A 10172-nucleotide genomic window follows, 5' to 3' on the forward strand; every position below is an offset into this window, starting at 1 on the left:
CTTACTGCGGCTTGATACCCGCGACCTTTATCACCTTGGTCCAGGTGTCAAGCTCCGACTTCATGAAGGCGGCATAGGGCTTGGCGCCCTGCGCTGGAATGATGAAACCGACCGAGCCCATGCGCTGCTTGATCGCGTCCGATTGCATGATCTGCACCATGGCCGCCTCAATCTTGTCGACGATGGGCTGCGGCGTTCCCTTGATCGCCGAGAGACCCGACCACGACAGGGCTTCAAAGCCCTTGTAGCCGGATTCGGCGATGGTCGGAATGTCCGGATACAAGGGGTTGCGTTGCACGCTGGTCACGGCCAGTGCCCGCATCTTGCCGGCCTTGACATGCTGCAGCGCTGCGTCCTGGTTGATGAACATCATCGGGATCGTGCCGCCGAGCAGGTCGCTGAGCATCGGGCCGCCGCCGCGGTATGGAATTCCCGTCATGTAGATGCCGGCGGTCTGCTTGAACAATTCCATGGCCATGTGGCCCGACGCCGCATGGGTGAAGCCGTAGTCGAGTTTGCCCGGATTCGCCTTGGCGTACGCAACGACGTCCTTGACCGACTTGAACGGTGTGTCGGGGTGCACGACCAGCACGTTCGGGCCCGAGTGCACCTGGGTGATCGGCACGAAATCGGTCATCGAGTTGTATTTCAGATTCGGGTCCAGGCCGTGTGCCACGGCGTTCTGGCCAACCCCGGTCTGCACCAGCGTATAGCCGTCGGGCGTCATCCGCGCTGCACGGTCGGTGCCGACGATGCCACCGGCGCCACCGATGTTCTCGACGACAAAGGTCTGCTTGAAATGTTTGCCGAGTTCATCGGCAATCATGCGTGCCATCACGTCGCTGGTGCCGCCCGGCGGAAACGCGACGATGATCTTCACCGGTTTGCTGGGGTAGTCGGCCTGCGCGATGACGGCTGTCGGCAGGGCTGCGGACAGCACGGTGAACAGGGCCAGGCTGGCAAGTTGTCGGCGGTGCATGGATGGATCTCCGGGTGGTGGATAGGTGCCAGGACGGGCGGGAAAAACAGAAGAAAAAAAGATCGGGCGTGTCGTCAGGTCACCGGCGCCGGATTGAACAGCACCAGCGCGTTGTGCAGCTTCCAGTGTTCCGCCCAGGTCTTCTTGCGCCCGCTGGCCACATCGAGCATCAGGCGGAACAGCTCCCAGCCCACGTCTTCGATGCTGGCCTCGCCATCGGCAATGCGCCCGGCGTTCACGTCCATCAGGTCGTGCCAGCGGCGCGCCAGGTCGCTGCGTGTAGCCACCTTGATGACGGGGCATTCGGCCAGGCCGTAGGGCGTGCCCCTGCCGGTGGTGAACACATGCAGGTTCATGCCCGCCGCGAGCTGCAGTGTTCCGCAGATGAAATCGCTGGCCGGTGTGGCGGCGTAGATCAGGCCTTTCTGTTTCAGCTTGTCGCCGGGTGAGAGCACACCCGAGATCGGCACGCTGCCGCTCTTGACGATGGAGCCCATGGCCTTCTCGACGATGTTGGACAGGCCGCCCGCCTTGTTGCCCGGCGTGGTGTTGGCGCTGCGGTCAACGCTGCCGCGTTTCAGGTAGGCGTCGTACCAGGCCATCTCGCGGATGATGGCTTCGGCCACTTCGGGCGTGGCGGCGCGCGAGGTGAGCTGGTCCACGCCATCGCGCACTTCGGTGTTTTCGCTGAACATGACGGTGGCGCCGGCGCGCACCAGCAGGTCGGTGCAAAAGCCCACCGCCGGGTTGGCGGTAACGCCGCTGAAGGCGTCGCTGCCACCGCACTGCACGCCCACCACCAGCTCGCTCGCGGGCACGCTCTCGCGGCGGCGCGCGTCCAGGCGCCTGAGGTGCACTTCGGCGGTGCTCATGATGTCGTCGACCATCGACATGAAGCCGACATGCGCGTCGTCTTGCAGGCACACCACGTCGAGCTTTTCATCGAGACCTCGCTCGTCGACGATGGCAAACGAGCCCGGCGGCAGCAGGCGCTCGGGCTGCAGCTTCTCGCAGCCCAGGCTCACCACCATCACCTCGCCGCCGAAGTTGGGGTTGAGGCTGATGTGGCGCAGCGTGCGAATGGGGATGTGCGCATCGGGCGCGTCTATGGCCACGCCGCAGCCGTAGGTGTGCTCCAGGCCCACCACGTCGTCGACGTGGGGGTATTGAGGCATGAGCTCGCTCTTGATGCGCTTGACGGCGAAGTCGAGCACGCCGGCCACGCACTGCACGGTGGTGGTGATGGCCAGGATGTTGCGGCTGCCCACCGAGCCGTCGGCGTTGCGGTAACCCTCGAAGGTGTAGCCCTCTAGCGGCGCCTGCGGCGGTGGCTTCACGGTGGCGATGGGCAGGCCTTCGAGCGATCGGGCCTCGGGCATTTCGAGCAGGCGCTCGTGCACCCAGCTGCCAGCGGGTATGGCGCGTGCGGCGCGGCCTATGGTCACGTTATAGCGCCGCACGGGCTCACCGGCGGCAAGGTCGACGAGTGCGACCTTGTGGCCTTGCGGCACCTTGTCGACGAGCTTCAGGCCCGAGGCAAACACGGTGCCGATGGGCAAGCCGCCGTCGTTGGCCACGATCGCGACGTTGTCGTGATCGTGCATGGTGATGTACAGAGGAGGTCTCACATGAACTCCAGTTCAACCGCGCAACCGCGGCAATGTACGAGCAAGCGAAGCGGCGCTCACATCAAGCAACGCCCGCGGAACCGGCTTTGCCGGGCCGCTAGGCGGCGCCCCGTGGGGGCAGGAGCGAAGCGACTGGGGGGCTTCACTCGACCTTGACCTTGCCGTCTTTCACCACCTTCGCCCACTTGGCCAGCTCGGCGTTGCCGAAGACCGCGAATTGCGCGGGTGTGTTGGCGCTGTGCACCAGGCCGAGACCGTCCATCTTGGTTTTCACCTCGGGTTGCGCCAGGATCTTTTCCACCTCGTTGTTGAGGCGAGTCACGATGGCAGGTGGAGTGCCCGCGGGCGCATACAGCGCCTGCCAGCTCGCCACGTCGAAGCCTGGCACGCCGGCCTCTTGCAACGTGGGCACGTTGGGCAGGGCGGGGCTGCGCGTGGCCGAGGTCACGGCGAGTGCGCGCACCTTGCCGCTCTGGATGTGCGGCGAGGCCACCGTCACCGTCTCGAAGCTCATGGGGATCTGCCCGCCGATCACGTCTTGAATCGCTGGGGCACTGCCCTTGTAGGGCACGTGGGTCAGCTCGGCACCGGCCAAGAGCTTGAAGGTTTCGCCCGACATGTGCTGCGAGCTGCCTTGCCCTGCCGAGGCGAAGGCAATGCTGCCCGGCTTGGCCTTGGCCGCGGTGATCAGGTCTTTCACATTCTTGTAGGGCTGCTCGGCGCCCACCAGCAGCACGTTGGAAATGCTGCCGAGCAAGATGATGGGTGCAAAGTCGTTCGCCGCGTTGTAGGGCATCTTGGGTTGCAGCGCGGGGTTGATGGCGTGGCTGGCGATGGTGCCCAGCAGCAGGGTGTAGCCATCGGGTGCCGACTTGGCCACCACGTCGGCACCGATCACGCCACCGGCACCGGCCTTGTTGTCGATGATCACCGTCTGCTTCAGCACCGCTTGCAGCTTGTCGCCGATGGTGCGGGCCATGATGTCCGAGGTGCCTCCTGGCGCAAAGGGCACGACGAGGCGTATGGGCTTGGCGGGCCATGCGTCCTGCGCGAAAGCGGCAGGGGTGAGGCTGAGCGCCAGGGCGGTCAAGAGCAGGTGTCTGCGGTTCATGAGGTACCTCCAGTTTGTCGATGATGCTCCGTTCGCCCTGAGCCGGTCCAAGGGCTACGCCAGGCTCAGCCCGAACGGAAGAGGGCGCGAGCGTTACCAGGCCATGCGCAGGCCAGCCTGGATGACGCGGTTCTCGGTGATGTACTCCTTCAGGTCACCGGTCGAGACCGAGAAGCCGGCGTACAGAAAGGTGCTCTTCGACAGCCCGTAGCGGCCCGCCAACGCGGCCTTGCCCAGCGTGGCGCTGGCGCCGCTTGGGGCTTCGTACTTCACGCCCGAGTAGTTGATGCCCCATGTCATGGGCCCCGTCGGGATTTCCACACCCAGCGTGTAGCCCTTGGTGGCGTCGGCGGTGAAGCTGCCTGCGCCGCTGGTCACGAGCAGGTTGGCGCCGGTAAAGGAGCCGTTGCCGGCGGTGGTGGTGAGGTTGGCGTTGCGCTGGATGCCGCCCAGAATCTTCGCCGCGCCGAAGTTGTAGTTGGCACCGATGGTGAGCGACTTGTTGTTGTTGCTGCCGGTGGTGCGCGACTTGGCCCACTCATACGCCAGGGCGGTGTTGAGCGGGCCCGCAGCGTAGCCGAGCTTGAAGCCGTGGAAGCGGTCGGCCGTGCCTTCACCTGGCGCGACCTGCACTGCGGCGTAGGCGCCGCCGAAGGTCGGCGTCTGGTACTGGATGACGTTGTTCGCGCGCGGCGCATTCAACCAGAAAGGCAGGCCGCGGCCCATGTTGGTGACGCCCGTGCCTTGGTTGTTCACCGCCGCGTTGCCGAAGGGGTTGGTGAGGCCCATGGTCGAGTCTTCGAGGATGTACTGGCGGCCCAGGCGCACTTCACCCATCGATGCCGACGACAAGCCCACGTACGCCTGGCGTCCGAAGGCCAAGCCGCCCTGGCCCAGCGCGCCGGTGTCGGCCGAGAGGCCGCCTTCCAGCACCGCCACCGCCTTCAGGCCGCCGCTCAGGTCTTCGTTTACCCGCACGCCCCAGCGTGAGCCGTTGAGACCGTTGACCACACCGTCGTTGAGCTTCCAGACTTTGGTGCCACCGGCTGCGCTGCCGGCCTTGTAGTTGTCGATGGCCAGGTCGACCAGGCCGTAGAGCGTGACGGTAGCCTGCGCCTGTGCGGCGCTGGCGGCCAGCAGCACGGCGGCGGCCAAAACGGCTTTTTCAAAGTGTCGGGGGTGCATGTGTGTGTCTCCTCAAGGTAGTTGTATGGCCGATGGTTTCTGGTTGGCAGGCAAAGCGATGCCCAGCCCGTGCGCCACGGCCATGGCGCACGGGGTCTGAAAACGAAGGGGTATTGGTGGAGGGTGGGGGGCTGGCGGGTCTTGCGGTGAAGGTGGCGCTGCGGTGTCAGGGCAGCTGTAGGGCTTCAACCCAGTTGGGGTTTTGCCCGACCGTGTGTTCAGAAACAAAACTGAGTGCGCCGCTCTGCGCGTTTATGGCGTGCACGCCTACCCGGTGCGACAGCTGCCCCGCCACGATCAGGTGGCGGCCCGAGGGCGTGATGGCAAAGCCGCGGGGCTGCGCTTGTGTGGGGGTGTGGCCAAGCGCCGTGAGTTGGCCGGTGTCGGCATGCACGGCAAACGCAGCCAGCGTGTTGCTGCGGCGCTCGCTGCTGTAGAGAAAACGCCCATCCGGCGTGAGGTGCAGGTCGGCAGCCCAGGGCTCGCCCTCGAAGCCCGGCGGTAGCGTAGAGACAGTGCTCAGGCGCGACAGCGCGCCGCCTTCGCGGTCCAGTGCCAGCACGTCGATGCTGGCGTCGAGCTCGTTGAGCAGATAAACCCAGGCTGAGCCGGGGTGGAAGACAAAGTGGCGTGGCCCGGCCTCGGGCCGCAGTGCGAGCGCGCCAGGCAGGTTGGGCGCCAGCTCTCCGCTTGCGGCATTGAACTTGAATTGCAGCACCTGCCCCGCCCCCAGCGAGGTGGCAAACACAAAGCGGTTGCTCGCGTCGCTGCAAATTGCATGCGCTTTCGGGCCGGTGGGGATCACCTGCTTTGCAGGCCCCGGTACACCATCGGCCCCGATGGGGCTTACCGCGACCAGGTTGCCGCCATACGACGCACTGAACAGCCAGCGCCCGCTCGCATCGAGCGCGATGTTGGCCATGCTCGCCGGCAGCGCGGCTTCGCCCAGGCGTGTGAGATGACCGCTGCGGGCCTCGATGCCGAAGGCGACGACCGCCAACGGTTCGCTGCGCCTTGCGGCGTAGAGAAAACGCTTGTCGCGGCTCACGGCCATGGGCATCACCATGCCCTCGATGACGACGGTCTGCAGGGTCGACAACGTGCCGCTGCGCTCGTCGAGCTGCAGCACCGAGATGCTGCCGCTGTCGGCGTTGCTGACGTAGACGACGTTGATCATGCCCGGCCAGGCTTCACAAGCCCAGTGCCCGCGGCAGCCAGGTCGACAGCCAGGGCAGGTAGGTGACCATCATCAGCACCACGAAGAGCGCCATGAAGAAGGGCGTGAGCGCCTTCGACACCTTGCCGATGGAAAGCTTGGCCACCGCAGCGCCCGTGAACAGCACCGTGCCCACCGGTGGGGTGATGAGGCCCACGCCCAGGTTGACCATCATGATCATGCCGAAATGCACCGGGTCTATGCCCAGCTTCTTCACCACCGGCAGCAAGATGGGCGTGAGGATCAGGATCAGCGGCGACATGTCCATCAGGCAGCCCAGCACCAGCAGCATCAAGTTGATGAGCCCCAGGATCACGTACTTGTTGTCCGACACGCTGGTGAGGTAGTTGGTGACCTTGAGCGGTATCTGCATCAGCGTCATCAGGTAGCCGAAGCAGGCCGCGAAGCCAATCAAGATCATCACGATGGTCACCGTCTTGACGGTGCGGTGCACGAGCTTGGGCAGATCGCGCCAGCGGTAGTCGCGGTAGATGAACATGGTGACGAAGAAGGCCCACACCACGGCGATTGAGGCCGATTCGTTGGCCGTGAACACACCCGACAAGATGCCGCCGAGGATGATCACCATCGTCATCATTCCCCACAGCGCGTCGATGCAAATCTTGACCGCCTGGCGCAGCGGGATCACGTCGCCCTTGGGGTAGTTTCTCTTCTTGGCGATGAACAGGCACAGGATGGCCAGGGTGAGCCCCATCAGCAAACCCGGCAGCACGCCGGCCACGAAGAGCGCGGCGATCGACACCGTGCCGCCCGCGGCCAGCGAGTACAGCACCGCGTTGTGGCTGGGCGGGATCAGAATCGCCTGCACCGAGCCGGCCACCGTGACCGCGGTGGCAAAGTCACGCGGGTAGCCTTTCTTTACCATCTCGGGAATGAGCACCGAGCCGATCGAGGCGGTGTCGGCCACCGAAGAGCCCGAGATCGCACCGAAGAAGGTGGACGCCAGGATGTTCACCAGCGACAGTCCGCCACGAACGAAGCCGACCATCACCCCAGCGAACGCCACCAGACGCCGCGCCATGCCGCCCTCGGCCATGATGGCGCCGGCCAGCACGAAGAAGGGAATGGCGAGCAGCGAAAACTTGTTGACGCCAGAGGCGAGCTGGATCATCACCGCGTCTAGCGGGATATCGATCCACAGCGCGCCGATCAGCGCTGAGAGGCCCAGCGCGTAGGCGATGGGCATGCCCAGCATCATGAGCAAGAAGAAGCTGCCCAGCAGCACCAGGGTGTCCATCAGCGCACCGCCTCGGCAGATTCAATGAGTTGCTCTTCGTAGCGCACCACCGCCCGGTCGCCTTGCGGCCCGAACACCATGCGCTCGAGCACGAAGACCAGCGTGAAGAATGCACCGATGGGCAGCGGCGCGTAGGTCAGGCCCACGGGCAACCAGCTGAGCTCGGCGATGGGCTGGCGCCAGGTTTCGATGCACAACGCTGTGCCGTACCAGACCACGAAAGCGCAGATCAGCAGCATCAACAGGTCGACCACCACGCCCACCAGCTTGCGCTGCGGCGTTGGCAATTTCTCGGTAAACATGGCGACCGCGATGTGTGCACCGGCCCGGTAAGCGGCCGCGGCTCCCAAGAAGGTGAACACCATCATCAGCAGAATCGCGATGGGCTCGGGCCACTGCGAGCCGGTGCCCAGGACATAGCGGGCGAACACACCCCAAGGGATGATCAGTGACATGAAAAAAATCGCGGTCCCGGCGAGCCAGATGCTCACAAGGTACAGGCGGTCGAGCGCGCGGTTGACGGGGTGGTCCATGGGCAAACTTCAGGAGTTCAGCGAGCCGGCCACGCAGGCGTGGCCGGCGGGCACTTTTACTTGGTGGCTTCGATGCGCTTGATGAGCTCGGCGTATGCCGCGCCGTACTTGGCGCGCACCGGGGCGGTGGCCTCATAGAAGGGCTTGTTGTCGATGGTGATGAACTCGACACCCGCGGCCTTCAACTTGGTGCTGTAGTCAGCCACGGTCTTGTCCCACAGCGCGCGTTGTTCCATCTGCGCTTCGTGGGCGTACTTGCGGAACATGGCCTGGTCGTCCTTGCTGAGCTTGTCCCAGCTGACCTTGGACATCACGAAGATCTCGGGAATGATCAAGTGCTTGGTCAGCGTGTAGTACTTCGCGCCGGCCTGGTAGTGGTTGGCCGTGAAGAGGGAGGGCGGGTTGTTTTCGGCGCCATCGACCACGCCGGTTTGCAGCGCGGTGAACACCTCGCCGTAGCCCATGGAGATGCCGTTGCCGCCCATCGCATTCATCGTGTCGACGAACAGCGGGTTGCCCATCATGCGGATCTTCATGCCCTTCAAGTCAGCGGGCGTGCGCACCGGCTTCTTGGTGTAGAGGCTGCGCGCGCCACCGTCCATCCAGCCCAGGGCGACCAACTTGGCCGAAGAGGCGCTGATCTTGTCGAGCATCTCGGTGCCGATGGGGCCGTCGATCACGGCGTGCATGTGCGCCTCGTCGCGGAACACGAAGGGCATGTTGAACACATTCACCTCGGGTACCACCGGGCCGAAGGGGCCGAGCGAGGTGCGCAGGATCTGGATCGCGCCGACTTGCGCCTGCTCGATCATTTCTTTCTCGCCGCCCAGCACGCCGCCAGGGAACATCTGGAACTTGATGCGGCCCTTGGTGTCGGCCTCGATCTTCTGGCCCATGTGCTCGATGGCCGCCACGGTGGGGTAGCCGGTGGGGTGCACGTCTGCAGCCTTCATGGTCTGCGCCGTGGCGCTGAAGCTGGCGGCCAGCAAGCCGGTGGTGATGGCTGCTGCGAGCAGGTGTTTGCGCAAGTTCATGTGTGTGTCTCCTGGTGTAGCGAGGGGTCGATGGAAAGGGTGGTGTGGGGCGCGTGTTGTGTCGTGTCGTGACGTGTCACTCGATCGGGCCGGTGCGCACGAAGGTGCCGCCTTGGTACAGCACGGCCGGGTCGTTGAAGTCGAGCGGGGCCTGGCGTGCTTCCACGGCCGCGCGGAATTGCTCCGAGCTGTCTTGCGGGCGGTAGCCGATGTGGCGTGCCGCGGTGTTGTCCCACCAGGTGGTGGTGTTGTCAGACACGCCGTAGATCACGCTGTGGCCGACCACCGGCGCGGTGAGGCTGGCCACCACCAGGCGCTCCAGGTCGTCGAAGCTCATCCAGGTGGCGAGCATGCGGCGGTCTTTGGGCTCGGGGAACGACGAGCCGATGCGCAGGCTCACCGTTTCGATGCCGTAACGGTCGAAGTAGAACTGCGCCAGGTTCTCGCCATAGGCCTTGGAGATGCCGTAGTGGCCATCAGGGCGCATGGGCGCGGCCGCGTCGATCACCTCGTCTTGGCGGTAGAAGCCGGTCACGTGGTTGGAACTCGCGAACACGATGCGGCGCACGCCGTGCTTGCGCGCCGCTTCATACAGGTTGTAGGTGCCGACGATGTTGGCCTGCAGGATCAGGTCGAAGTGCTGCTCGGTCGAGACGCCGCCCAGGTGCACCACGGCGTTCACACCTTCCAGCAGCGAGAGCACGCCAGCGCGGTCTTCGAGCTTCACGGCTTGCACTTCTTCACCGGCGGCCGCGCTGCCGAGCTCGGCGATGTCGCTCACGCGCAGCGTGTCGCAATAGGCCTTGAGGCGCGGGCGCAAGACCTGGCCGAGGCCGCCGGCAGCACCGGTGAGCAGCAGGCGGGGGAAGCGGATGGACGTGGTGGTGACAGGCATGGCGATTCGAGAGGCAGGGAAGGGCAGAGCGGCAGCCGCAACGCCACCGGGTGTTGTAGGTTGTCGTACAACAAAGCGATGGTCGCTGACGGGTCACCCGGCGTCAAGCTGGGGCAGCGAGGGGATTACCCTGATTGGCAGGGCAGGTGGGGCTAAGGGAAAGCGCTAATTCCGTGAAGGATTGCACACCAGTTCGCCTAGTCATACGATGACGTACAACAAAAAGAGGATGCGACCCGGATCGATCCCGTTTGACCCATCAACCTACAGAAGGAGACCCAGCATGAAGAGAAGAATGTTCGTGATGTCCAGCATCGCGCCGGTGGCGCTGAC

Annotated in this window: 9 protein-coding genes; all 9 read right to left on the reverse strand. The window is 64.8% G+C overall.

Annotated elements, in window-relative coordinates; all coding sequences use genetic code 11:
• Position 1 precedes the first annotated feature (1 nt).
• The 9 genes from AC30QB_RS15185 to AC30QB_RS15225 all read right to left on the reverse strand — a co-directional run bounded on the left by AC30QB_RS15185 (position 2) and on the right by AC30QB_RS15225 (position 9839).
• Entirely contained in the window at positions 2-979 is a 978-nt protein-coding gene (locus AC30QB_RS15185) for a Bug family tripartite tricarboxylate transporter substrate binding protein (protein WP_489547079.1), read from the reverse strand.
• Between the two features lie 74 nt (positions 980-1053).
• The gene (garD, locus tag AC30QB_RS15190; RefSeq protein WP_489547080.1) at positions 1054-2583 is read right to left on the reverse strand and encodes a galactarate dehydratase; all 1530 of its coding nucleotides are present in this window, start codon (positions 2581-2583) and stop codon (positions 1054-1056) included.
• 166 nt (positions 2584-2749) lie between these two features.
• Positions 2750-3718, reverse strand: a complete 969-nt coding sequence (locus AC30QB_RS15195; RefSeq protein ID WP_489547081.1) for a tripartite tricarboxylate transporter substrate binding protein — start codon at positions 3716-3718, stop codon at positions 2750-2752.
• 93 nt (positions 3719-3811) lie between these two features.
• Positions 3812-4903, reverse strand: a complete 1092-nt coding sequence (locus AC30QB_RS15200) for a porin (protein ID WP_489547082.1) — start codon at positions 4901-4903, stop codon at positions 3812-3814.
• A gap of 166 nt (positions 4904-5069) precedes the next feature.
• Positions 5070-6080, reverse strand: coding sequence for a lactonase family protein (locus tag AC30QB_RS15205; RefSeq protein WP_489547083.1), 1011 nt, complete (start codon positions 6078-6080; stop codon positions 5070-5072).
• Between the two features lie 13 nt (positions 6081-6093).
• Positions 6094-7377, reverse strand: coding sequence for a TRAP transporter large permease (locus tag AC30QB_RS15210; RefSeq protein ID WP_489547084.1), 1284 nt, complete (start codon positions 7375-7377; stop codon positions 6094-6096).
• Complete coding sequence (locus AC30QB_RS15215) at positions 7377-7910, reverse strand: TRAP transporter small permease (RefSeq protein ID WP_489547085.1); 534 nt, start codon at positions 7908-7910, stop codon at positions 7377-7379. The genes AC30QB_RS15210 and AC30QB_RS15215 overlap by 1 nt, the downstream gene beginning before the upstream one ends.
• A 56-nt stretch (positions 7911-7966) precedes the next feature.
• Entirely contained in the window at positions 7967-8944 is a 978-nt protein-coding gene (locus tag AC30QB_RS15220; RefSeq protein WP_489547086.1) for a TRAP transporter substrate-binding protein, read from the reverse strand.
• Positions 8945-9020: 76 nt separating this feature from the next.
• Positions 9021-9839: an NAD-dependent epimerase/dehydratase family protein gene (locus AC30QB_RS15225; RefSeq protein WP_489547087.1), complete on the reverse strand. Its 819-nt coding sequence runs from the start codon at positions 9837-9839 to the stop codon at positions 9021-9023.
• Positions 9840-10172: the final 333 nt, after the last annotated feature.

Source organism: Rhizobacter sp., assembly GCF_046595475.1.
In the GTDB taxonomy this organism is placed as follows: Bacteria; Pseudomonadota; Gammaproteobacteria; order Burkholderiales; family Burkholderiaceae_C; genus Rhizobacter.